Genomic DNA, 21,902 nt, shown 5'->3' with positions numbered 1-21,902 from the left:
TTATTTTAAGTGTCCACATTTTGACATTTGTGAATGTATTGAATTGATTTCCAGGCATGAAAAAACCCGCCGAAGCGGGTTGGTACTAGAATTCTAGGCCCATCTGATCATCACCCAGGTGCCCAGGGTGAAAGAGCTCTCTTGGCAGCTCTGCGCCTTCGGTAGGTTTGGCGTCAGTCAGTACCTTTTCAACCTCTTGCAAGGTGGTAAAGCAGGTGCCGCAAAGCATGTTTTGGCACTGGTGGTAATTGCGCTGCGTTCTCTCTGACAGCCGCAAGCTGGTGCGGGTTCTGGCTACAGCGTTGCACTTAAAACATCTCATCATATCGGCATTCTCCCCGATATTTACTATTACTGTCAGTATATCACCGTTAGGCGATAGAACACGCTTTCGGTTATTCACCCTGATTATTTTCCTCTGGCATCATATCAACATCGGTTATCTTCACTTCCAATGTGAGCCCGGTAATAAATCCATTCTCATCAATAGTGTGAGTCACTTGGGTAATTATCCAATCGGCATTATCGATCTGCGGCTTAAATCCCATGACCCTTGCGTGCAACTCAGGGAACAGATCGGCGCGCCCCTCGGCCAGGGTAATGGAAAACTCCGCCGCCCCCCGTTGGAGCTGCCGCCATTTTGCTGCCGCTGCACGTCGTGCGGCCCGCTCGGTCTTGAAGGTTGTACGCATCACAAACGTATTACCCTCGGCACCCTCTAAATAGCTCCCCTCCTTGCTGCTTGATGCCGGTTCTTTTTTCTTTGGTGTGGTCTTTTTCTTCCTGGGTTTACGGGTGATCTTGGTGGGGCGTGTCTTGCCGAAGTCCAGATCCAACCAGTAAGCAGTAACGCCGGTATAGGCGTCGCGGTCTGCCATACGAAAGGCGTGGCGGTCGCCGGATGCGCGGGTGATGGTGATAATGGGTAGTAACTTGCCGCTGGCGGATACCGCTTTACCTGGCCAGATGAACAACAACATGCCGTTTTTGATGGTAGCGATAGCGCCCAACATCTCAGCCATTCGAGAAAGAAAGCTGATATCGCTCTCGTTGGTCTGGTCAGCGTGGTCGATCTCGACGTTGGCCAAATCCTCACTGACGGCAGCGCGTAAATCGTAACGTGTCGCCAGCGTGGCCACCAACTTACCGACGGTGATGTCCTTCCAACTCTGCTCCCGCTTGACGTTGAACGTATCGCGAAAATCGGCACTGCGGGCGGTGATGATCAATTGATCTGGCGGCCCCTGGTGCTGTATCTCATCGACAACAAAAATCCCCTTGGGTGTCAGCGTCTCGCCGCGCCAGCCGATGGCCAGCGCAATGGCGGTTCCCCTGGAGGGCAGATTCAGCAGGTGATCGGTGTCGTCAAGGGTGAGTTCCAGTGTGTCAGCCTCAAAGCCGCGGTTATCTGACAGGGATAGGCTTATCAGGCGGTCATTGACTGCCGTCACTGTCTTTCCGTTGATGGCAATGTCGAAGGCTGGCGCCCGGTATTCATCAATGCTGAAATCCATACTGCTCACTCTGCCGTAACCGTTTATCGCATCTTCCGATGGTATGACAGGCGAAGTAACCCGGCTGTGATTGTAGGGTGCTTGAGACAATGCTCATTGCGTGTTCTGCGCGCGCGAGGCGGCGATGATGGCGGAGCCTATTAAATTACAGGGGTTATCCTATGAGCGATTTTCATCATGGCGTGACTGTGAATGAAAGCGTTAATTCATCCACGATCATCACTGATGTTGCGTCTGCTGTCATTGGCGTAGTTTGCACGTCAGATGACGCCGATGCCGATGTGTTCCCGCTAAATACGCCGGTACTGCTCACGCGGGTGCGCACCGTTCTCGGCAAGACCGGGACGACGGGCACGCTAAAAACCGTGCTGACCGCCATCTCGCAGCAATCCAGTCCGCCGACGATTGTCATTCGCGTGGAGGAGGGGACGGACGAAACCGAAACAACCGAGAATGTGATCGGCGGCGTGGGTGCCGACGGTCGTTACACCGGTCTTTTTGCCCTGCTGGTTGCCGAAATGCGAACCGGCATGAAGCCGCGTATTCTTGGCGCGCCTGGTCTGGATTCGCTACCGGTTGCACAACAACTGGCAACTTTCGCGCAGGAGTTGAAGGCGTTTGCTTACGTCAGTACCGGTGACAGCGCCACGATTGCAGAGGCTAAAGAGTACCGTGCCAATTTCACTCAGCGCGAGGTAATGATCATTTACCCTGATTGGCTGGCCTACGACACCAAAGCTGGTGTTAACGTCGTTGTCCCGGCAACCGCGTATGCGTTGGGACTGCGGGCCCGCATTGATGCGCAAATCGGTTGGCATAAAACGCTATCCAACATCGCTGTTAACAATGTGGTTGGCACGTCCCAGGATATTTATTTCGCGTTGCAAGGGACGGATACCGACGCGGATGCGCTGAATGCCGAACACATCACCACGCTGATCAAGCAAGACGGTTTCCGCTTCTGGGGTAACCGTACGGCGGATAAAGAAACCTTTATCTTTGAGTCGTATACCCGCACCGCTCAACTGATCGCTGACACGATCGCCGAGGCGCATTTCCCGTATATCGATAAGCCGCTTACGCCTGGCCTGGCGCGCGACATTATCGACGGCATTAAGCGCAAGCTTTCCGCCTGGGTTACCGCCGGTCGTTTGCTTGGCGCTGATGTTTGGTATGACACCGACCTTAATACCACGGATTCATTGAAGGTCGGCAGGCTTACGATCAAGTACCGCTATACCCCCGTCCCCCCACTCGAACACCTGGTGTTGGAGCAGGAGTTTACGGACGAGTATTTCGCTACCTTTGCCAACGCCGTAAACAGTTAAGGGGATCGTCATGGCACTACCGCGTAAATTGAAGTTGTTTAACTACTACCTCAACGGCAATAGCTATCTTGGCCAGGTGAGGAGGTCACGTTGCCTAAGTTCACGGTCAAGACCGAGGACTATCAGGGGGGCGGGATGCTGGGATCGGTGGCCGTTGATCTCGGCTTTGAGCCTGGCGCTCTGGATATGGAAGTTACCATGGGCGGCATCATGTTCGAGCTGATGACGCAATACGGCATCCCTAACGCTGATGGTCTGCAATCGCGCTTTGCGGGTTCCTATCAGGCCGAAGACAGCGGCGACGCAATTCCGGTTGAAGTCCAGACGCGTGGCCGTTTTGTTGAGATTGACACCGGTAATGCGAAGCAGGGGGAGAACACGCAGCATAAGTATTCGCTGAAAAATACCTACTGCAAGCTAACGCATAACGGCACCGTGCTGATCGAGCTCGATATCATCAACATGATTTACATCGTCAACGGCGTTGACCGCATGGCGCAGCACCGGGCCAATATCGGCCTGTAATCACGTATTAAACCCTTATGCCAGCCTGCGGCAGTGGGCTGGCCTAACTTGCTGTATGGAGATATCTCATGAGTGAATCTATTACCCTGCAAACACCTATCAAACGTGGCGAAACACTGATCGCGGTGGTGTCCATCACGGACACCATGAAACAGGCGGGCAGTCTGCGCGGCCTGAAACTGATTGATGTGATGAACAGTGATGTCGACAGCCTGATCACGCTGTTGCCACGCGTCACCGAGCCCGCGCTCACGCCGGTGGAAATTGCCGGAATGGATACCTGGGACTTTGCGCAGATGGCGCTGGGTGTGTCGGCTTTTTTACAGCCTACCTCTGTGGAAAACAAGACCCCGGAGCCCGCGTCGAAATCAAAATAAACAGCGTTGAGGATGCCATCGCCGACATCGCGACTATTTTTCATTGGCCGCCGCCCGATCTCTGGTCCATGTCCCTAGTGGAGCTGGCTGAATGGCGAGAACGGGCGGCGCTCCGCAGCGGTAACACAGAAGAAGAGTAATCTATGGCCGACCGCAAACTACAGATACAAGTGGCTTTGGGGGCGGTCAATAACCTGAGTCGCCCTCTTGATGCGGCACAAAAGAGCAGTGCCGCACTCGCCAGCCAAATCAAAAACACCCGTGCCAGTATCAAGCAACTGTCTACCTCGGCAGACAGTTTTGACAAGCTCAGCGCCGCCAGTGCCAAGACGACGGCGCGCATTGAAAAAATTCAACGTGCTGCCGATGCAGTCCGATCGCTTGAAAACCCTACCCAGAAACAGATCGCCGCCGTCCAGCGTTGGGATGAGCGCCTGGTAAAACTGCGTGGAACTCAGGAAGGGCAGATCCAACGCCTGGTGCGCCTGCGTGGTGAACTGAAACAGCACGGTGTGTTTGTCGATAAGAACAGCAACGCCACTCAGGCGGCCGCTCGCTATACGGAGCAATACAACCGCCAACTCGCTGAACAAGAAAGACGGCTCAAGCAAATCGGTGATGCCCGATCCCGCTACACAGAGGGGCGGGAATTTATCAGTAATCTACGGGGCGCGGGCACGTCTGCCTTGATGGTCGGTGCGGCAATAGGCGCGCCGATTGCCCTGATCACCCGGCGATACGGCTCACTTGAAGACGCCATGAAAGGCGTTGCAAAGCAGGTTGACGGTCTACTCACCGACGATGGCCAGCGCACGGCGCGCTATTACGAAGTGCAAAAACTCATTCAGGAAGCGGCGGCAGTCACACCGCTGCCGGGTGGCGGCCTGGATTATGCGGCGCTGATCGAGGGCGGTGGCCGCATGGGGGTGGCCAAGAAGGATGACACCTGGGCGGATCAGCGGCGTGACCTGTTGGCGTTTGCGGATACCGCCGCCAAAGCGTCCAAGGCGTTCGAATTGCCAGCGGGTGAACTGGCGGAAGATCTCGGCAAAATCGCCAACCTTTACCGCATACCGATCAAAGATATTGAGTCGCTGGGCGATGCGATCAACTACCTGGATGATAACGCGCAGTCCAAGGGCGCGGATATTATCGACGTACTGAAACGCATGGGGGGTAACGCCGAGCGCATGGGTTATAAGCAGGCGGCTGCTCTCGGTTCGACGTTCCTGTCACTCGGTACTGAGCGGGAGCTTGCCGCCAGTGCCTCCAATGCGATGGTGCGCGAGCTGTCCATCGCCAGCATGCAAAGCGACAAGTTTACCGAGGCGCTGAATGTCCTGGGTATTAACGCCAAAAAACTTGAAGTGTCTATGGCCACGGACGCGATGGGGACTATTCGCACCGTGCTTAATGCGGTCAGCAAGTTGCCGGAAGCCGACCGCCTGAAAGTGCTGACGCAGCTTTTCGGTAAAGAGTTCGGTGATGATGCGGCGAAGCTGGCCAACAATCTGGGGGAACTTGATCGGCAACTGGCTCTCCTTGAGGGCACCTCTGCGCGTGGGTCGATGGCACGTGAGGCGAATATCGATAAGGACTCCCTCTCGTCGCAATGGGGACTGCTAAAGGCTGGGTTGAGTGGACTTGCAGAAGCCCTTGGCAGCACGTTGCGGCCACAACTGATGGCACTGATGGCGTGGGCTCAGAAGTGGCTGACGTCGGCGCGAGCATGGGTGGCGCAGAATAAAGAGACAGTCGGGACGGTGGTTCGTCTTACTGCGGCGATTGCCGGTCTGTCTGTTGGGTTCGGGGCTCTACTGATCACGACGGCAACGATACTCAACCCCCTGATGGCGATACGGTTGGCATTCAGCCTTATTACCGGCGGTGGCGCACCAGGTGCGGTGGGCTTGCTTGCGCGTGCATTCGTGTTCTTACGGACATCAATGCTGGGCATTTTTACCTCCCCCCTTGTTGCACTGCGTGCTCTTGGCTCCAGGTTGTTGTGGCTGGTTAATTCCCCACTACGGCTACTTAATAGCAGCTTTGGCTGGGTGTTTCGCGGTGTCATGATTTTGCTCAGTGGGCTTACCTGGCCAATTGTCGCGATTGGCGCAGCGCTCACGGCGGTGGGGTTGACCGTTTATAAATATTGGGAACCCATCAAGGCGTGGTTTTCGGGGTTCTGGTCTGGGTTGGTGGAGTCTACCGCCGGTATTCGCAGCGCACTGTTACCGTTAGCTCCGACTTTTGATGCCATAGGGCGTGCGCTTGGCTGGGTGTGGGAAAAGCTAAAAGGCGTATGGGACTGGTTTACCCGGTTATTAACCCCCGTGAAATCAACACGCGAGGAACTCGATAAAGCGACGGAGTCGGGTAAAAAATTCGGTATGGCGTTAGGGGAGGCCATCTCGATGCTATGGGCGCCGTTCGCGTGGTTGCGTGAGCAGATCACCTGGGTATTGGAAAAGCTCAACGCGATCCCTGAACAGGCTGAGCGCATCCGTATTGCAGCGGCGCGCGCCAATGGCATGAATAACGCGATGCCGAATGGGGAGCACACCCCTAAACCGGCAGTAATGCGTATATGGGATGCGAAGGCAAAAAAATGGACAACGCAGGAATGGAAGCCTAACGCAGCCATTAAGGCCGGAGAGGATAAACCAGCAGAGAACCCACCTCCCAAGCCTCCCGCTATAAAGCCAGCAGGTGCAATCTGGGGTAAGAACCCGGACAGCGGCAAGTCAGGGGCGGGAGCGGGGGCGGGTAAAGAGGCCGAGAAGAGGGATCCCAACAAGCTCGGCGATATCGTCTTCAAGAACGTGGCGCCGCATATTGCCCTTGCATCACCCTACCTGACCGCGCAGCGTGAGCAGGCGCGGGCGATCAATGGGTTAACCAAGGCGGCAGATGCGCTGCGCAAATCAACGACGGGGCTGGACAAGTTCGGCAGTATCGGGCTTGGCCAGGGGAGTTTTGCCGGGGTGTTTGCTGAACCGCAAAAGCAACAGACTAGCCTACTTACTCAACTGCGAATGGCGGCAAGTGGTATGCTCCAACGCGCCCAGGATTGGATTGGTGGCGGTACTCAGTTGGCATTTTCGGGGGCGGGTGCCGTTCTTGCCTCGCAAGCCAACCAACGCACGTTGCTGGCCCGCCCGGCAGCGACAACGATCGAGGGTAACACCTATCACCTGTCGTTTGATTTAAAAGAAGCCGGCCAGCTTGATGAGCGCAAGATCGCGATGCTGGTCAAAGAGCAGATCACCGATATTGAGCGGCAGAAGGCCATGAAAAACCGCTCACAACTGCGGGACCGCGAATAAACCAAAGGGGGTTATATGTTGCGAATGCCTATGATGATGGTGCTTGGTTTGTTCGTGTTCATGCGTTCAACGGCGCCTTACCAAACGTTGGCGCAGGAGCGTACCTGGCGGCATGCGAAAAATGATCGCGTTGGCCGTTCACCTAAGTATCAGTATGTCGGTCCCGGAGAAGATAAGATCACACTGTCTGGCATCCTATACCCGGAGATCACCGGAGGCGATATCTCGCTCGGCCTGTTGCAAACTATGGCGTTTACCGGCTCTGCCTGGCCGTTGATTGAGGGGACGGGTGCCATTTACGGGATGTATGTGATCACGTCGATTCAGGAAACGCGCACCGAGTTTTTCAAGGATGGCAAGGCCCGCAAGATTGAGTTTACTCTCAACCTTGAGCGTGTCAGCGAGGACTTACGCGAGGCGTTGGGCGATCTGTCATTGAGCCTGGATAAGATACTGTAGGTGGGACTGACTGTGCTGGCCATCCTGGCGGCACAGTCAGTTTTATCTTTACTGCAGGGAGTTTACGAGGCTGTTACCTGTAGGTTTGTGTTGGATGTGTATTGCATTGTGTAGGTATATCCTGCTAATGCCTGGAATTGACTTCCACCATTTACCGTGCCCTCCCTCACTTTTACATACCCAACGCCCGCCGTAATTTTCAAGGTAAACGCTGTTAATTGATTATATTCGCTAGGGTTTGGGAATATCATATCGGCAACAGTGTTAAACCCTATACTAATAAAGTCATAGTTGTCTGGCATGTACCATGCACCAACACCATGATTGTTTATGTACATTTTTCTCCCCATGATCCTGCCAGTATCGCCTAGCAATCTGAGTGAACCATCGTTTTCCGGGAAGTATGCAGGGTGTTCGTCTTTTACATCAAAGTCATATGAGCTTTGATCGGTGATTATTGGGCCAGCCTTACACCTGTTTCTAAAAATGAATGGTCTCTGGTTGTAAATTGACGGATCGCTATTGGATATTCTTACGTTAGAGAAGAACGTCTTCCCTCCGCTAATTCCGTGTTTTCTTACTGAAGATCCTCTCCCATTATCATAAATAACCAGATCTATGAGGTTATGCTCCCCATTTTCCTGACCGATTATTCCATTTCCACCATTTTTCCCTATCGACCCAGAGACAACCAACCCCTTGCTTCCAGATAAATCTGTAAACCCATCATCACCATTAAACTCAAATGTATCATCAAATTTTGCATCATGTTGGTTTGACGGGAAACCTGCCGCAGTGAGGCTTCCACAGTTGAATGTCACCCCTCGAATGCCGTTATTTGAATAGGTGTTACCTTGCGAGCGTATTTTGTGTGCAGCCCCTTCAAACCGAGCGCCATCACCTGCATTGAACTTAAAGTTGTTGCCAATAATATTAAAGTTATCAATGGCGGTATGACACATCATGCCGTGCATTCTTGCATTAAAACCATTTCCGTATAAAACCCATATATTGCGCAGTCGGTTATCTTTACCGCCAGCACCGGCGACCGGTTCAAAATGAACATTATGTCCGACAGTTGCAGCCCTGCCGTTGGCGTTTTGCAATGACCCTGAAAATTGAATGTCGAAATTTTTGATTCTAATCGTATCGCCCGTAATAGGTACTACGCCAGACTGCCAGCAATGTCGCATGTTTTTAGCGATTATTTCAATATCGTAAGGGATGCCATCATCGAGAGACGGAACACCATCTTCGATATAATGCCGCACAACAATGCCGTGACCAGGATAATGGTCAATGCCATCAGAGACGATGCGTAGGAACTTACATCCTGCGCCAATGCGTACTGCACAATCATCTATGTAGCCTGACGGCATGATAGTGCCTTGCATGTTACCCCGTATTTTTGGTAAATGAATTTCACCCGTAGAGTTTGTTATTGTTATGGCTGTAATACGTCCAACTCCCTCTGGCAGTGAGAATGTTGCTTCGCTAAAGTCAGCAAACCCCTTGAATCCATCAATATTAATAACGTAGTTATAGGTCATCCATGACTCAAAGCCAGATGATGGGCGATTGAAGTTTTTAAGTAAATAGTTCCCCTTCGCTGAACCTATTTTTACATGCGCATTAAAAAGACGTTGCAATGCATCGGTATCGGTATCCTCATCACCACCTAGTGCGCCAAAATCCTCGGGAACAAACTCGATTTTTAATGACTTCCATCTAGCACCAAGGGTTGTAACAAAAACGCTTCCTCCATTATCGGGGGTGGTTGAGTCACTGGCGTCATGCCAGAAATTGCCAGCACCATGACTCACGCTTAACTGCGCCGCCCATCCCCCATGATAGGAGGCTAAGGCGATCACCTGGTCTGGCTGGGTTGGCTCTGTTGCGCGTAATTCATCTACATTCTCACAGCGGCCGATAAGTTTCTCCGCATCTGGCCTGCTCAGAGCTTCAATTATTTTTGAATAGGAACCATTTTCAGCGTTTATCACCTCCATGACCCTATCGTCAACATATTGCCTTGTTGCCAGTACAACTGCCGGATCTATCTTGACCGTCACGCTTGATGTGTTACTGACGATGATCACCATGCGTACAATCTGGGTGCGGCCTGAGCCTTCCTGCAAGTGCGGCTTATAGGTTTCCGGGCAGTTGGATAGAGCTACTAGATCACCGTCCTCGTCATACAGGCCGACTTCTTTAATCCACCAACCGCCCACGTTTTCTGGGATGACCTGCTCAACGATGATCTGCGCGTCGTTGAGTGGATCAATCGACAATCGATTTATCGGGGCACGGCGGCGCTCGTTAACAAGGGCGGTCTGGTCTGGTGTTGGTGAAGGGAGTGATCCGCCGCCATCACCGACGGCCATCTCGGTAATATTGAGTTTGATGCCCAGCGCAGCCGCGTTGGTAATTTTCGCAACGCCAATATTGGTTAATAACGCAAAGTATCTAGCGCTCATCGGTCACACTCACTGTATCAATTAAATGGATCGCCGCACCGGCGTAGGTTTCTGGTGATCCCACTTCCAGTAATTCAGGGAAATAGGGGTAAATGGTCAGCTCATCACCCAGATAATTAGCCGCCCCCACATAAAGCGGGGCGACTGTTTTCAATCGTATGGCAAGGCCAATCAGGTGGCGGCTGCGTGGTTTTGCGCTATCGATCAAGCGCTCGACCTCGTCATGCATGGCTTCGGTAATACCCTGATCCATAACATCAACGATAGCGCGCCAAGTACCTGGCGCGTCCCCGGTTTCCCACCACTCTGTAGGGGATAACTCAAACCCGAGCGGCATGATGGCGCGGCGAACGGCGCCCATAGTCCCCTTGCGCTGGTGCAGCACAAAGGCAGCTTTGACAACGGCGCGCTTGGTGGCCTCTGACCATGAGTCATCCCAGCGATCAACAGAGCGCGCCCAGGCCAAATAAGGCAACAGGGCAACAGGGCAGGTGTCAGGGTTCCAAGTGTCCCGCAATGGAACCGGGATATCATCAATGCCCGCGCAAGCCTGCGCGACGTTGCGCTCAAAAGGTGAAGCGGAGATCGGGAGTAGGCTATTCATCTGTACCCCCAACGGTTATCTGGTAGTCAGTGCAGTAGGCGGCCTGCGTGCGATCGAGCACCACATCTTCCAGTGGGGAGGCCAATTCAACACGCTGAACCCCCTCCGCATGCAATGCGGCGTAGATAGCCGACAGGCGAATATCACGCCCTAAGCGCCGCTGCTGGCTGATGTATTCCACCAGGCGCGCCTGTGCATTCTCCCTGACGGGTACAGCCTCCGGGCCGGGAAAGAGAAAGAGCATGGCATCGATACGGTAGCTTACGATGCTGGCAGACTGGATCAGCAACCGATCGGCAACGGGGCGGATCTCTTCGCTGTTAAGGGCCTTGTCAACGAGAGCGAGCAACTCATCGGATGCGGTGCCGTCACCCTCTCGGGATAACACCGTGATCGTGACGTTCGCGGGCGAGGGGCTCAAGGCGCTGGCGTCCGCTACGCGACCGTCCGCACTCACAGCATGGAATTCATAAGCCCCGGTTGGCCCGGCTACTGACATCCCCTCGAACGCCGCCGGGATGCGCAGGCGAAAATCACTGTCTGACTCCATGACTGCCGCCACTGGCGGGATGGCTGCATCATCGGCGGGGGTGATCACCAGCCGTTCCACGTTGTTGTTGGCACCGAGATGATCTAGATCACTGAGCTGTGAATAGGCCACCATGCCCGCCAGTGCGGCCTGATTGACACGCTGGCGCAACAGCAACTCACGGTAGGCGTTTTCCTGCAACAGCTTGACCAGCGGCTCAGACTCCAGTTGCAGTGTCTTGGCGATAGCGTCCCGCTCGACTCCTTCCGGGTACAGCGCAAGCAGCCGGTTTTTGTTCGACTCGAATAGCACTTCGAAGCTGAGCTCTTCAATTACCACGGGGGCAGGGAGGCGGGACAGGTCGATCACGCTCATAGACCGGCCTCCAGAGGGATGTCCAGGCTAAGGGGGTGATTGCTGCTACTGATCCTGCCTATCAACCTGGCGGCCAAGTGCGCATCATCGCCGCTCAGGGTGATGGAAGAGAGCGCGATCCGCGGCTCCCACTGCAACACCGCGCTGTAAATGGCCGACATCACCTTAAGCTGTGTTGCGGGGTTCTGCGGGTTATCCAGCAGAGAGAAAATCAGAGAGCCATAGGCTCTACGCTGGATCCGTGAGCCGATTGGCGTGCAGACAATGTCGGCAACAGATTGCTTGATATGGGCCATGTCCGTCATGGCGTGACCTGTGCGGCTATTCATTCCTAGATAGGCTGTCATACCGGATCCCCGCTAATATCGTCGCCCGCTTTAACGCCGCTGTGACCATGGCGGTCAACGGTGATGCCATTGGAGGTCATCTTGCCGCCACCCTGGGTAACCTCACCGTTAACGATGGCGTCACTGTTAATGCGTAGCCCGGTGCCGGAGGTTTTGCTGTTAAAGGCAGTATCGGCGTTGAAAACGATGCCTTGCGCATTAAAGGCAATGTCCTGCGCATTGAAAACCATGCTTTTTGAAGAAATACGCAGCGTGCCGTTTGCATCAATACGCAAATCCACCACGCCCGTTATATCGCCGGTGCTGCTCGCGGGGTCGTAGCAGAAAGTGGCGCCATCTGGGTAGCGGGTCAGGTTTACTACCGGGTTATCACTGGGAGCGGGGGCGCTGTCGCCATACAAGCCAAGGAGTGCAACAGCGGTGGTAAGCTCCCCGTTCGCTGCTAAAACGACGACTTGCTCACCGACCGTTGGTGCCCACCAGGTGACGGCATTACCCGCACGCAGTGCCAGCCAGGGGATCCAGGTGGTGACCAGTTCACCGGTGGCGATACGTACACGCGGCGGATCCATTTGGACACTGTCAACAGTACCAAAGCGAATGAGGTTAGCCAGGCGGCGCAGGATTTCGGCGATATCGTTCATGAGTTACCGGCAGTGACGAAAAGTATGCCGGTATTGTTGCCCCCTCGCGCGCGGGCAGGCAACGCGGGGGCATTGTAGGAGGGCTGCTACAAGCAGTTATCGCTGCTTATCGATAATGAAGTCGAAAACAGCATCCAGCATCAATTCCCGATCCTGCGGAGTGACGCCCAACAGTTCTCGCAGTGGGTAGCGCATGCGCACGCTAGGGTTGACCTGATCCTCAAGGCCAAGCTGATGCACGTTCGCTATCTGAGCGGCCACGCCATCAAAACCGACAACGGCAGAATTTCCAGAGGCTCTAGCGCGCAGAAATGAGGCGGTGCGCAGGCGGCGGAACATGGGTTGAGGTTTTCTAACGCGCTTTGTGGTAGTGGCCGTCTCAACCGAGATGTAACGCTCAATACGGTTGCGCAAGAAAGTACGAATTGCGCCGCGCTTGTTATCCCAGCCGGTGATCCGGTCGTGCCCGCGCTTCCAGTTCTTGAGGTCGCGCAACTCACCAAAGTAGATAAAGCGCAGGCGCTGTTGCGTGACTTCGGTGCGTGGGCTGCGCGCCTGGTACTTGGTGCCGTCGGTGTTCTGCTGTTGGGCAATGCGCTGTTGCTGCCCTTTGCGCAGTGTCTGCGCCAACTTCTTGACCATCAGGCGACGGCGTGCTGGTTCGACATTGCGCAGCATGTCTTGCAACTCTTTTTCGAGCTGCGCCAGATCGTTGTTGTTACTCATGATTTACCGCCTAGTTGCTGACTTACCCAGGTGTTAACCATTTCCCCCGCGCTGTCTAGCGTCCATTCACTGACATCGGCATAGGGATCGTGAGGGGGTTCAGTGCGGTGCGTGACAATCAGCTCACTGTCTTTCTTGGTGACAATCGCCGCCTCGGTCAGTTGCAGGATGATCAGCAGGTCAGCAGTTCCGTTGTCCAGAATATCGACCTTGAATTTAACCCCCGTCTCGCGCAAGTCTGGGTTGAAGTGCAGATCCGGCTGGTGCTCACGGATCCACAACTGCACCGGTAGGACGACGGTATCCACATTGTGGGGGTAATCCATCACCAGCAGGTTGGTCTGATAGCGGTATTCGTGCGACAGGGATTTTTGCCCGGTGGAAACAATCGTTCCCTCGCTAACCCAGATGGCCAGCGAGTCTGGGTTCATTCGCAGGTAGGCATTGGCGGCGCTGATGGCCTCACGCAATAGGTTGGGTTTTAGCATGGTGTTCTCCTTCGCCTGCAGCACAGTTATTTTTGGCTATGTCTGCCGGTATGGCCAAGACAGTCATTTTTGACTGTGATCGATAGTGTCCCCGGATGAGCGCGCCTTTTCAGCTGCCCGGATGGCCGCCAGGCGGTTATTGGCCTGTTCAATGACATCAAGCAACATCGGCAACCATTCAACCGCCTGCGCGTAACTCAATCGCCTGGCGGTAGGGGCACCAGTATTGGCGTGGTCAGACTGGATGGGAGGGGCTGGCAGGGCGACGGCACGTAACCGATGGGTGAAGTGGAGCAGCCGGTCACTAACATCACCAGGCAGATACTGCACAGCGCAAGGCTCTTTTTTAATGAGGGTGCGTATTTCGGTGCGCACGGTGTCGTTTTTGGCGCTGGCTTGGTGGTTGTCATGCTCGGTAGCCTCGGAAATGGTATTGAAAATGCGTGACGTGGCGGCCTGGGTGCTGATGATGGCGCGGGATTTCTTAAGGTCTATATCTAGCGTGCTGACCTGTTTCGCCAAGTTGGCGTTACTTTTACGCAGTAGCTTGGCGTCAACGAACAGCGCGACAATCAACAACAGTCCCGCCACGGTAAGCCAACGATTCATGATGATGCCCCGCTTAAACAGTGGGCCATTTCGGTATTTCTGCGGATCTCGAGGCCACGCAGGCGTTTGCCGCCGGAGTAGGAAAAATCGGGGATGCGTTGACACATGGCAGGCCAGTTTTTTGCCTGCGCATATTGGTAGATTTGCGTGGGCCGCTTGGCATTACTGTTCCAGCGGATCCCTGCACAGCCCAGGTTAAACGCCAAGGATGTCATGGCCTCAAAAGTAGGCTGTGGCATTTCTCGGCCATTAAACCTGCTATTGACGCAACTCTCGGCGGTCTTGATGTCGTCTACCCATCGGCGGGCGATCTCTTCATCACTGTAGCGCTTTTCCGGGTTCACATTTCCAGTGCTTCCCACGCCTATGGTTAATACGCCAGCAGGGCAGTGGTAAGGGTCACGGATACACCCCTCGGCATTTCCTATCAGGGACAGGCCAGCCTCACCGGTTCGGATCTCACCCAAGAACAAGGTTAGCACCAGTGCAATGATCGCCGTGACCGAGCAGCCTGCCAGTTGTTTTTTACTCACGATATTCCCCTTTGAATGCCTGGCGCTTTTGCTCGTACTCAAGTTCGAACATCTTGATATGCCAGGCGTGTTCCGCAGCCCTGCGGGCCTCTTCACGGCGTTTGTAATAGCGGTTGGTCAAGTAGGTGCCCAGACCGGTAAGGATCCCGACCAATACCGCCCATTCATTGAGGGAGAGCCCCCCAAAAATTGCTAACAGCAGTGACCAGACGTAGGACGCTGCGGAGCTGTACTTTTCCATGAGAGAGGCTCTAAAAGGCATGATGATTAGTCCCAAAGCTGGATCATTTGCGTGTCCGTTGCCTGCTCAACCTGGTTCGGCAATTCAACCGGTGTTCCTGTTGGCAGTATCGGGCCCAGCTCGGCCAGGTGTGGATTAGCGGTTAACACCGCTTCCAGTGCGCCCGCCAGCGCGCCGTAATAGCGATAACAGAGGGCATCCAGCGTGTCGCCTTGCACGGCCATGACACGCATTACACCAACTCCGCGATGCCGCGCTGATTACCCTGAATATCCTGGATCGCCCAACGTGCGTCGCGCCACAGATCGGTAATGGTGGTGCTTAGCTTCTCGGCGAGGTTGTCACCGTCGCCGGTGGTGTCCACATCCCTGCGGCGCTCAACCAGGTTGGCCTTGGTGTGGCAATACACTGCGCGCCGGTAACGCTGGATCAGCACCGACTCACCGTCGATCTGCTCATCATCGCTGACGGGGACATCCGTCAACGCTTCAAAACCTGCGGCCTGCTGTTTTACCCGCCATTCGGCCAGCTCGTTGTTGACGTTGGTCATGGCTTCAATCGCAGCGTGGCGCAGGCGCTCGGTGGTGACTTGCCCATCAAGGCGCATGACCTTGCGCAGATCCCCCAGGGAGATATCTAGCCAGAATGCGGCGTTGGTGATGAGGGTATCGGTATCGCTCGGCGTGTCGCTAGCCGGGCGAGCCGGTTCTGTCGCTAAAAAGCTCATCTCGTCACCTCAAAAAAGGCGGGCGGTGGACGCCACAAACAGAGAGATCTCTTTGTGGACGTGCCGCCCTGACGTGCGGGGCACGATACGTTAAGCGCGGGGCTTTTTGCCTGGCGCGGCTGTTTTTTTACTTGCTGCGGGCTTTTTCGGTGCTGGCGCCTTTGCAGTGGCCGGAGCGTCCTGCATCTCGCCTGCGGCGTCGGTGGTAATTTCAGGCAGCGAACTGCCGCTACCATCACCTTTAACTGTGCTACTTCCCTCGCCACCGGCCTCGTCTAACGAGGCTTTGCTGATGGCGCGGATCAGGTTCTGCACGTCCTTCACGACGCCGATATTGGCATTAAGCGCCATGGCACGCTGCAACCAGCTCAGTGAGGCGGCGAGGTCTGGCTCCTCTGTCTTGTCACGCAACGTGAAACCAATCGCCTTGTAGAGTTTGGCGCGCGCCTCATCAGGCATATCAAGGCCATCAGTCAGCCGCTCGATACGCAACAGAATATCCAGGCTGACCGGGGCGCTGGCAGTATCGCCAATCTTGAAGTGGCTCAAGGCGGCGTCGGCAATTTCATCAACAATCAGACAGGCCGCGCCGCGCTCGTAATGGTCTGGCAGTGGGATGCCGTGACGGATCACATACTCGGCCAACGGCAACGCCGTGCCGTAGTTACCTGCATCGATATGCCAAATCATGCAGGTAGTGACAATCTCGTCAGCCTGGCCGCTATCGGCTTTTAAAACGCCCTCTAGCCAGCCCTCATAGGCGGGCAGAAGCTCTTTTTTCAGCTCCACTTTGGCTTTGACCGACTCGATCCGCTTGAGTCGGCGCTTGTCGTTTTCCAGACGGAAAAGCTGTTGCTCGTATGCGGTTTCAGACTGGCGCAAGGGTGCGTCCACATCGCCACGGCGCTGCGCCATGACGCTTTCAAAATGCCTGCGTGCAGGTGTCAACATAATATGCCCCGTTAGTGTGTTATGGGGCGGCGTCAGGCGCCGCCCGGTTCCCGGCGTTACTCGGCAGGGGTAATGTCTTCGATCAGACAGCCGCAGCCGTAATCCTCAATGACATAGGCATCGTTGCTTGATTCATAGGTCGCAATGCGATCCCATTCCGGTTCGTCCTTGATCATCCGGCGGTGTGTATCTTCCTGCCAGTAGATCGAGAGGTTGTCGAAACGGGTGATCAGCATCGCGTTGGGAGGGAAATACGGCACCCGATAGGTGGGCATTGCCCCGATCTGCTGTTGGGACAGCAATACCTTTCCCGCCAATGCCTCGGTGTTCGGATTGGTTTTGCTGAGGGTGTTCAGGATGGGGAAATAACGGTCAGACAACAGATTGCGGCCGCAAATCACAACCAGATCGGTATCATCCTGGAACCAGGGATCGATCAGGCTGTTAACGGCGTCATAGGCCAGCGCGTCGAGGTTGCCATAATCGCCGGTGGCGATAATGACGTTGTCTTGATCGCGTGACGTGATGGTCTTCCCCGCCAATACGCGCTGCGGTGACTCCAGGCGATACTTTTGCAGCCAGCCGACGTTTACGTCCTGCAACAGCGGGTTTTGCGCCTTATTGGACTTGGCGGCGCGCGTAACCCCGTTCAGACCGATCATGATGCGATCCAGCCCTCGGCGCTTAACGATCTGGTTGGTAACGCGGGCCTGGAAGTCTTTGAACTTCGCCCAGGCGTCCAGACGCGCATAGCGAATGAATGTATCGCTGTTGGTCTGCTCGCAACGGTATTTACCGCTGTCCAGACTTTCAACGCTGGCAGGCTGACGGCGCTCGACAGTGGTGTCCGTCGTGCTGGCGATAGGATCATCGACACCCAGACCGAGTTTTTCACCCTCCTGCTCTGAGACGGGGGAAATGTTGATGCGGGTCAGGAATTCGCTACTTTGCTGAATGCGGTCTTCCAACGTCTGAGTGATGGACGGATCAACGGAAAACTTGGCCATGACCGAACTCACTGGGACGTGGTTGAGTTCGGCCTGTCGGCTCAGATATTGGTCATACTTGACGCGTGTTTCGTTTTTCATGGGTTTTTCCTGTCAACAATGGGCTAATAGCGCCGCTTAGCAGTCGGTCAGCTCTGACTGATCGCCCTCGGTGTGGCTACCGGCTGCGGGTGGGCGTTTTTTCCCTGGCTCAGGTTGACGGCTCAGAGATTCGGTAAGCGTGCTGAGGTCGATGGTCAACTTGGCAACGGACTGTTTCAGTGTGGTGTTTTCGTTTTCAATCGCTGACAGCCGGGTTTGACCGTCCAGCAGTTCCTTTTGGCTCAGTGCGATTTGCTCAACGGCCTGCTGGATCTGACTGATATCACCGGTGGTTTTTTGCTGGTTGCCGGTCAGGATCCCCTTAATCCGATTGAAAAATTGCATGCCGGTATCTGCCGGAGCCGGGGCGGTTTCTTCCAGTTCGATGCTTAAATCCATCGTTTCATCAACTGCAGCAATCAGGCATTCGGCATGCTGCTTGCGGCCGGTGAGCGGGTTGTCTTTTGCCTTTGAGCAAAACTCCAGCATTTCTGTGCCCAGGCTGGCGGGGGTGTCCGTGAGGGCTAAGCCCATCAGGTAAGCGCCGCCGGTATGCTCGAATTGCGGATGAAACTGGATTGATGGGTAAACCTTCTGGCGCTTCTTGTTCAGAGCGATCAGATCGTCGGTAGCGTCAATCTGTGCATACAGCGCCAATTTGCCTTTGAGTGGCCCGTCTGCGATCACCTCGGTTTTCAGCGGGGCTAGAACATCGCCATAGGCACGGAACACGCTATCGGGGGCGTAAGCTTTGATGTGCTCCAAATCGACGCGGGCGCCATACAGTGCCGGGTCATAAGTGGACGCGATGTCCAATAGGTCGCGTTTGAGGATGGCGCGACCGTCAGTCGTACCGCCTTCGACTGCAACGCGAAACATTTTGGTTTTCTTACCCATCTGGTAGCCCTCCGGGCGTGTTAATGTGAGATGGCAACGAGCCAGGGCTTTATCATTACCCTTGGGCTTATCCCTCTCAATTCCTTGCGGTTGTAGGGCTCCCGGTACAATTCAACGCAATACCTCCCCGTTCCCCGCGCGCGATAGTCTGAGTGCATGAAAACAAATGTCACCGATCCCCGCCGACAGGCGCAGACCTTATATTGGTCGGGATATTCAATCCCTTACATCGCGGAGCTGACCGGCGTTAAGCCGCCGACGCTGTACTCATGGCGTCGACGCGATACCTGGGACGACGTTGCGCCGCTTGACCGTGCCCGGATCACTACCGAGGCGCGCTATCAGATGCTGATCAGCAAAGACGTCAAGAGCGGGCGGGATTTCAAAGAGATTGACCTTCTGGGGCGGCAGTTGGCCCGCTTTGAGCGACGCGTGCAGGATGAGAAGCAAGCCGAGAAGAAGAAGGCACCTAAAAACCACTTTACAGATGAGCAGATCACCGAACTGCGCGCCCTGTTTTTCAACAGCCTGTATGAGCATCAGCGCCGTTGGTACAAATACGGCAGCAAGCGTAACCGCAACATTCTGAAATCGCGCCAGATTGGCGCTACCTGGTACTTCGCCCGCGAGGCGCTGATCGATGCGCTGGAAACCGGCAGGAACCAGATTTTCCTATCAGCCAGCCGGGCGCAGGCGCACCAGTTCCGGCGCTATATCATCGCGTTTGCGCGTGAGATTGGTGTCGAGCTGAAAGGCGATCCGATGGTGCTGTCAAACGGCGCAACGCTCTATTTCCTTGGCACGTCGGCGGCGACGGCGCAGTCCTACAGCGGCAACCTGATTTTTGATGAATATTTTTGGGTCAGCAACTTTATCAACTTGCGCAAAGTGGCGGCGGCTATGGCCTCGCACACCCACTGGCGCCGGGTTTACTTCTCCACGCCTTCCACCGAAGAACACGAAGCGCACGGATTCTGGACGGGTGCCGGGTTGCAGTCGTCGAAGAAGAAAGCCGATCGGGTAGAGATAGACGTTAGTCACAAGGCGCTGAAAAACGGCAAGGTTTGCGCCGATGGACAGTGGCGACAGATCGTCACCATTCGCGATGCGATTGATAGCGGGTTTAACCTGGTCAACCTTGACGAAATCATGCAGGAAAACAGTACCGAAGATTTCGACAATCTCTATATGTGCGAATTCACCACGGGCGACCAGCGGCCCTTTGGCTATGACGAGCTGATCCGTTGCGGCGTTGATGCCTGGGACCCCGGCAACCCTGCGGCCTAGAAGGACTGGAAACCTTACGCAGCGCGTCCGTTCGGTGATCGCGGCGTCTGGCTGGGGTATGACCCCAACGGGGACGGGGAGGGCGGGGACAGTGCCGGGTTAGCCGTTCTGGCGCCACCAATGGTGCCAGGCGGTAAATTCCGCGTGCTGGAAGCATTGCAACTGCGCGGCATGCCGTTCGAGGAGCAGGCCGAAGAAATCCGCAAAGTAACCAAGCGGTACAACGTGCAGTTTATTGGCATTGACGGGACGGGTATTGGTAAAGCGGTTTACAACATCGTGAAGGGTTTTTATCCAGCGGCGGTGAAGTTTGATTATACGCCAGCACTGAAAGCCTCCCTGGTACTCAAGGCGCAAATGGTTATCCGGCGCGGGCGGTTTGAATACGATGCAGGACTCCAGGTGGTTGCGCGTTCATTCCGTACCATCCGGAAAAAAGTCACACCTGGCGGCATGGTGACCTACGCGTCGGACAGGACGAAAGGGGCCAGTCACGGCGACGTAGCTTGGGCCATCATGCATGCCCTATATAATGAGCCTATCGGCACCGAGTCCGGCGGCACCGGCAACAGCTTTGTAACGGAGTTTTAAACGTGAGCCGAAACCGCAACAGGAAGAATCTGCGCAACATGCAGAACCATGCGCGAGAAGTGACACTCGATCCGTTTATGGAGGCGGCCGCCGCACCACAACAGCCTATTGGTGATATCCAGTCGTTTACGTTTGGTGATCCCAACCCGGTATTGAGTCAGCGCGACCTGCTGGATTGCATGGAATGCGCCAATAATGGCCAGTGGTATGAGACGCCGATCAGCTTTTACGGCCTGGCGCGTACGCTGCGGGCGGCTGTTCATCATGAGTCGGCTATCATGTTCAAGCGCAACGTGATCATGAGTTGCTTTCAGCCTCACCCGATGCTGAAACGCCAGGCAGCGGAGTCGTTTATTCTGGATCAACTGGTGTTCGGCAATAGCTATCTTGAGCTAGTAAAAAACATGCTTGGCCGACCACTGGAACTGCGGCATGTCCCGGCCAAGTACATGCGCCGAGGGGTGGATCTGGATCAGTATTTCCTGGTGACCTACTCGAAACCCGATCACGCGTTTACCCCTGGCTCGGTGTTCCATCTGATTGAGCCAGATATCAACCAGGAGATTTACGGCCTGCCGTCCTACATGGCTGCGATACAGTCGGCACTGCTCAACGAAGACGCCACGCTGTTTCGCCGTAAGTATTACATCAACGGGAGCCATGCTGGGGTGATCGTCTACCTGTCCGATGCTATCCAAAATCAAAGTGATGTTGATGCACTCAAGCGCACGCTGACCGATGCGCGCGGGAAGGGGGCATTTAAAAACGTGTTTGTCTATGCTGCAGGCGGCAAGAAAGATGGCTTGCAGATTATGCCGTTTAGCGAGATCACGGCGAAAGATGAGTTTAGCGGTATCAAGAACGTCACGCGTGATGACCTGCTGGCCGCGCACCGAGTGCCCCCGGTACTGATGGGTATCATGCCGAATACCAATGGTGGCTTTGGTGATGTAGAGAAGGCGGCGAAGGTGTTCGCCATCAATGAATTGGCGCCGCTTATGTCGCGCCTGAAAGGTCTTAACGAATGGATTGGCGTTGAAGTCTTCCGGTTTGATCCGTATGCCCTGATCGAAGCGGCAGGAGGGCCGCCTCCTCGCACCTAAGATCACTCAAAAATATCTCCCATCATCTCGCCCGCAACCCTCGCGGGCGGCGTCTCGCACGCCCAGCCTGACCCTGCAACCCTCGACCTGACACCCCTCCGGCCCGACCTGACACCCCTCCGGCCCGACCTGACACCTGTCTCTTATACACATCTC

The 21,902-nt window shown here is 55.1% G+C and carries 22 protein-coding genes and 3 pseudogenes; 8 read left to right on the top strand and 17 right to left on the bottom strand.

The features are described 5' to 3' along the window. Positions 1 to 85 precede the first annotated feature (85 nt). Complete coding sequence (locus tag A6U95_RS15420; protein WP_337925193.1) at positions 86 to 322, bottom strand: ogr/Delta-like zinc finger family protein; 237 nt, start codon at positions 320 to 322, stop codon at positions 86 to 88. Positions 323 to 395: 73 nt separating this feature from the next. Further along, positions 396 to 1,514: a contractile injection system protein, VgrG/Pvc8 family gene (locus A6U95_RS15415; RefSeq protein WP_065685091.1), complete on the bottom strand. Its 1,119-nt coding sequence runs from the start codon at positions 1,512 to 1,514 to the stop codon at positions 396 to 398. 161 nt (positions 1,515 to 1,675) lie between these two features. Here A6U95_RS15415 and A6U95_RS15410 point away from each other — a divergent pair, with 161 nt between their 5' ends. The 6 genes and pseudogenes from A6U95_RS15410 to A6U95_RS15390 all read left to right on the top strand — a co-directional run bounded on the left by A6U95_RS15410 (position 1,676) and on the right by A6U95_RS15390 (position 7,529). Further along, positions 1,676 to 2,842 carry a phage tail sheath subtilisin-like domain-containing protein gene (locus A6U95_RS15410; RefSeq protein WP_065685090.1) on the top strand — a complete coding sequence of 389 codons (1,167 nt, stop codon included), beginning with the start codon at positions 1,676 to 1,678 and terminating at the stop codon, positions 2,840 to 2,842. Between the two features lie 10 nt (positions 2,843 to 2,852). Further along, a pseudogene (locus A6U95_RS15405) lies at positions 2,853 to 3,367 on the top strand (phage major tail tube protein). 68 nt (positions 3,368 to 3,435) lie between these two features. Next, positions 3,436 to 3,744, top strand: a complete 309-nt coding sequence (locus tag A6U95_RS15400) for a phage tail assembly protein (RefSeq protein WP_065685089.1) — start codon at positions 3,436 to 3,438, stop codon at positions 3,742 to 3,744. Next, positions 3,735 to 3,884, top strand: a complete 150-nt coding sequence (locus A6U95_RS29805) for a GpE family phage tail protein (protein ID WP_074423370.1) — start codon at positions 3,735 to 3,737, stop codon at positions 3,882 to 3,884. Before A6U95_RS15400 ends, A6U95_RS29805 begins: the two co-directional genes overlap by 10 nt. A gap of 3 nt (positions 3,885 to 3,887) precedes the next feature. Next, positions 3,888 to 7,070, top strand: a complete 3,183-nt coding sequence (locus tag A6U95_RS15395; protein ID WP_065685088.1) for a phage tail tape measure protein — start codon at positions 3,888 to 3,890, stop codon at positions 7,068 to 7,070. Between the two features lie 30 nt (positions 7,071 to 7,100). After that, positions 7,101 to 7,529 (top strand): phage tail protein, encoded by a 429-nt coding sequence (locus tag A6U95_RS15390; protein WP_065685403.1) that lies wholly within the window; start codon positions 7,101 to 7,103, stop codon positions 7,527 to 7,529. 2,000 nt (positions 7,530 to 9,529) lie between these two features. Here A6U95_RS15390 and A6U95_RS31495 read toward each other — a convergent pair. The 15 genes and pseudogenes from A6U95_RS31495 to A6U95_RS15315 form a co-directional block, all read right to left on the bottom strand. After that, positions 9,530 to 10,006 (bottom strand): annotated as a pseudogene (locus A6U95_RS31495) (phage tail protein); the annotation flags it as partial. Next, entirely contained in the window at positions 9,996 to 10,610 is a 615-nt protein-coding gene (locus A6U95_RS15380; RefSeq protein WP_065685087.1) for a phage tail protein I, read from the bottom strand. The pseudogene A6U95_RS31495 and the gene A6U95_RS15380, both read right to left, overlap by 11 nt. Beyond that, complete coding sequence (locus A6U95_RS15375; RefSeq protein WP_065685086.1) at positions 10,603 to 11,514, bottom strand: baseplate J/gp47 family protein; 912 nt, start codon at positions 11,512 to 11,514, stop codon at positions 10,603 to 10,605. The genes A6U95_RS15380 and A6U95_RS15375 overlap by 8 nt, the downstream gene beginning before the upstream one ends. Further along, positions 11,511 to 11,861, bottom strand: a complete 351-nt coding sequence (locus A6U95_RS15370) for a GPW/gp25 family protein (RefSeq protein WP_065685085.1) — start codon at positions 11,859 to 11,861, stop codon at positions 11,511 to 11,513. Before A6U95_RS15370 ends, A6U95_RS15375 begins: the two co-directional genes overlap by 4 nt. After that, positions 11,858 to 12,505, bottom strand: a complete 648-nt coding sequence (locus A6U95_RS15365) for a phage baseplate assembly protein V (RefSeq protein ID WP_065685084.1) — start codon at positions 12,503 to 12,505, stop codon at positions 11,858 to 11,860. Before A6U95_RS15365 ends, A6U95_RS15370 begins: the two co-directional genes overlap by 4 nt. 96 nt (positions 12,506 to 12,601) lie before the next feature. Continuing rightward, the gene (locus tag A6U95_RS15360) at positions 12,602 to 13,231 is read right to left on the bottom strand and encodes a phage virion morphogenesis protein (RefSeq protein WP_065685083.1); all 630 of its coding nucleotides are present in this window, start codon (positions 13,229 to 13,231) and stop codon (positions 12,602 to 12,604) included. Beyond that, the gene (locus A6U95_RS15355; RefSeq protein WP_065685082.1) at positions 13,228 to 13,719 is read right to left on the bottom strand and encodes a phage tail protein; all 492 of its coding nucleotides are present in this window, start codon (positions 13,717 to 13,719) and stop codon (positions 13,228 to 13,230) included. The genes A6U95_RS15360 and A6U95_RS15355 overlap by 4 nt, the downstream gene beginning before the upstream one ends. Before the next feature lie 63 nt (positions 13,720 to 13,782). Further along, positions 13,783 to 14,328 (bottom strand): DUF2570 domain-containing protein, encoded by a 546-nt coding sequence (locus tag A6U95_RS15350; RefSeq protein ID WP_065685081.1) that lies wholly within the window; start codon positions 14,326 to 14,328, stop codon positions 13,783 to 13,785. Continuing rightward, positions 14,325 to 14,861: a lysozyme gene (locus tag A6U95_RS15345; protein WP_065685080.1), complete on the bottom strand. Its 537-nt coding sequence runs from the start codon at positions 14,859 to 14,861 to the stop codon at positions 14,325 to 14,327. The genes A6U95_RS15350 and A6U95_RS15345 overlap by 4 nt, the downstream gene beginning before the upstream one ends. After that, a complete protein-coding gene (locus A6U95_RS15340) occupies positions 14,854 to 15,102 on the bottom strand; it encodes a phage holin (protein WP_065685079.1) in 249 nt (82 codons plus the stop codon). The genes A6U95_RS15345 and A6U95_RS15340 overlap by 8 nt, the downstream gene beginning before the upstream one ends. 26 nt (positions 15,103 to 15,128) lie before the next feature. Continuing rightward, positions 15,129 to 15,335: a tail protein X gene (locus tag A6U95_RS15335; protein ID WP_065685078.1), complete on the bottom strand. Its 207-nt coding sequence runs from the start codon at positions 15,333 to 15,335 to the stop codon at positions 15,129 to 15,131. Further along, positions 15,335 to 15,829, bottom strand: a complete 495-nt coding sequence (locus A6U95_RS15330; protein ID WP_065685077.1) for a head completion/stabilization protein — start codon at positions 15,827 to 15,829, stop codon at positions 15,335 to 15,337. Before A6U95_RS15330 ends, A6U95_RS15335 begins: the two co-directional genes overlap by 1 nt. Before the next feature lie 90 nt (positions 15,830 to 15,919). Continuing rightward, the gene (gpM, locus tag A6U95_RS15325) at positions 15,920 to 16,780 is read right to left on the bottom strand and encodes a phage terminase small subunit (RefSeq protein ID WP_065685076.1); all 861 of its coding nucleotides are present in this window, start codon (positions 16,778 to 16,780) and stop codon (positions 15,920 to 15,922) included. Positions 16,781 to 16,836: 56 nt separating this feature from the next. Further along, positions 16,837 to 17,868: a phage major capsid protein, P2 family gene (locus A6U95_RS15320; RefSeq protein ID WP_065685075.1), complete on the bottom strand. Its 1,032-nt coding sequence runs from the start codon at positions 17,866 to 17,868 to the stop codon at positions 16,837 to 16,839. Positions 17,869 to 17,904: 36 nt separating this feature from the next. Beyond that, positions 17,905 to 18,747: a GPO family capsid scaffolding protein gene (locus A6U95_RS15315; protein WP_241810666.1), complete on the bottom strand. Its 843-nt coding sequence runs from the start codon at positions 18,745 to 18,747 to the stop codon at positions 17,905 to 17,907. 174 nt (positions 18,748 to 18,921) lie between these two features. On the opposite strand from A6U95_RS15315, the pseudogene A6U95_RS15310 reads away from it, so the two are divergent. Continuing rightward, positions 18,922 to 20,643: pseudogene (locus A6U95_RS15310) on the top strand (terminase family protein). A gap of 77 nt (positions 20,644 to 20,720) precedes the next feature. After that, positions 20,721 to 21,746 (top strand): phage portal protein, encoded by a 1,026-nt coding sequence (locus A6U95_RS15305; protein WP_083196407.1) that lies wholly within the window; start codon positions 20,721 to 20,723, stop codon positions 21,744 to 21,746. Positions 21,747 to 21,902: the final 156 nt, after the last annotated feature.

It is taken from the genome of Serratia sp. 14-2641 (assembly GCF_001692375.1).
Lineage (GTDB): Bacteria > Pseudomonadota > Gammaproteobacteria > Enterobacterales > Enterobacteriaceae > Chania > Chania fonticola_C.
The sequence above is the reverse complement of the archived record's forward strand: the minus strand, read 5'-3'. Positions and strand labels throughout refer to the sequence as shown.

What these genes read in the sequence shown, in the direction of transcription:
- A6U95_RS15335 (WP_065685078.1), bottom strand. Translation starts at nt 15,335, where the DNA reads ATGCGTGTCATGGCCGTGCAAGGCGACACGCTGGATGCCCTCTGTTAT.
- A6U95_RS15390 (WP_065685403.1), top strand. Translation starts at nt 7,101, where the DNA reads ATGATGATGGTGCTTGGTTTGTTCGTGTTCATGCGTTCAACGGCGCCT.
- A6U95_RS15315 (WP_241810666.1), bottom strand. Translation starts at nt 18,747, where the DNA reads ATGTTTCGCGTTGCAGTCGAAGGCGGTACGACTGACGGTCGCGCCATC.
- A6U95_RS15375 (WP_065685086.1), bottom strand. Translation starts at nt 11,514, where the DNA reads ATGAGCGTGATCGACCTGTCCCGCCTCCCTGCCCCCGTGGTAATTGAA.
- A6U95_RS15350 (WP_065685081.1), bottom strand. Translation starts at nt 14,328, where the DNA reads ATGAATCGTTGGCTTACCGTGGCGGGACTGTTGTTGATTGTCGCGCTG.
- A6U95_RS15395 (WP_065685088.1), top strand. Translation starts at nt 3,888, where the DNA reads ATGGCCGACCGCAAACTACAGATACAAGTGGCTTTGGGGGCGGTCAAT.
- A6U95_RS15370 (WP_065685085.1), bottom strand. Translation starts at nt 11,861, where the DNA reads ATGACAGCCTATCTAGGAATGAATAGCCGCACAGGTCACGCCATGACG.
- A6U95_RS15305 (WP_083196407.1), top strand. Translation starts at nt 20,721, where the DNA reads ATGGAGGCGGCCGCCGCACCACAACAGCCTATTGGTGATATCCAGTCG.
- A6U95_RS15415 (WP_065685091.1), bottom strand. Translation starts at nt 1,514, where the DNA reads ATGGATTTCAGCATTGATGAATACCGGGCGCCAGCCTTCGACATTGCC.
- A6U95_RS15320 (WP_065685075.1), bottom strand. Translation starts at nt 17,868, where the DNA reads ATGAAAAACGAAACACGCGTCAAGTATGACCAATATCTGAGCCGACAG.
- A6U95_RS15355 (WP_065685082.1), bottom strand. Translation starts at nt 13,719, where the DNA reads ATGCTAAAACCCAACCTATTGCGTGAGGCCATCAGCGCCGCCAATGCC.
- A6U95_RS15410 (WP_065685090.1), top strand. Translation starts at nt 1,676, where the DNA reads ATGAGCGATTTTCATCATGGCGTGACTGTGAATGAAAGCGTTAATTCA.
- A6U95_RS15330 (WP_065685077.1), bottom strand. Translation starts at nt 15,829, where the DNA reads ATGAGCTTTTTAGCGACAGAACCGGCTCGCCCGGCTAGCGACACGCCG.
- A6U95_RS15400 (WP_065685089.1), top strand. Translation starts at nt 3,436, where the DNA reads ATGAGTGAATCTATTACCCTGCAAACACCTATCAAACGTGGCGAAACA.
- A6U95_RS15380 (WP_065685087.1), bottom strand. Translation starts at nt 10,610, where the DNA reads ATGAATAGCCTACTCCCGATCTCCGCTTCACCTTTTGAGCGCAACGTC.
- A6U95_RS15365 (WP_065685084.1), bottom strand. Translation starts at nt 12,505, where the DNA reads ATGAACGATATCGCCGAAATCCTGCGCCGCCTGGCTAACCTCATTCGC.
- A6U95_RS15340 (WP_065685079.1), bottom strand. Translation starts at nt 15,102, where the DNA reads ATGGAAAAGTACAGCTCCGCAGCGTCCTACGTCTGGTCACTGCTGTTA.
- A6U95_RS15420 (WP_337925193.1), bottom strand. Translation starts at nt 322, where the DNA reads ATGAGATGTTTTAAGTGCAACGCTGTAGCCAGAACCCGCACCAGCTTG.
- gpM (WP_065685076.1), bottom strand. Translation starts at nt 16,780, where the DNA reads ATGTTGACACCTGCACGCAGGCATTTTGAAAGCGTCATGGCGCAGCGC.
- A6U95_RS15360 (WP_065685083.1), bottom strand. Translation starts at nt 13,231, where the DNA reads ATGAGTAACAACAACGATCTGGCGCAGCTCGAAAAAGAGTTGCAAGAC.